Origin of the sequence: Pseudomonas sp. PNPG3 (genome assembly GCF_023093815.1) — a bacterium.
In the GTDB taxonomy this organism is placed as follows: Bacteria; Pseudomonadota; Gammaproteobacteria; order Pseudomonadales; family Pseudomonadaceae; genus Aquipseudomonas; species Aquipseudomonas asiatica.
This window is the reverse complement of record NZ_JALLKV010000308.1, coordinates 1-245: the sequence shown is the minus strand read 5'-3', so window position 1 is coordinate 245 and position 245 is coordinate 1. Positions and strand designations below refer to the sequence as shown.

The 245-nt window shown below is 50.6% G+C and carries 1 protein-coding gene; it reads right to left on the bottom strand.

Annotated elements, in window-relative coordinates; genetic code table 11:
• Positions 1–245 (bottom strand): SLC13 family permease (locus MJ643_RS31170; protein ID WP_247727380.1); only part of this gene is annotated, 245 nt, incomplete at both ends.

Genomic DNA, 245 nt, shown 5'->3' with positions numbered 1-245 from the left:
ACTGGGCTGGTGACATTTCCACACCGGATTTCAGCAGCGCAGCGGTCAATGGCACGTTATCAATCAGCGCAGATGTCATGCCCATCAGGTAATTGGCCTGCGTCGGGTCCAGGTATTGGTACAGCTGAGGGATGGCGTTCAGCACGCCAATTTCTTTCAGGATGCCGACTAATAACAACACCCCTAAGAAAAACAGCAAGGTGTCAAATTCCACTTCACGGATGTAGTTCAGAATACTGACACCG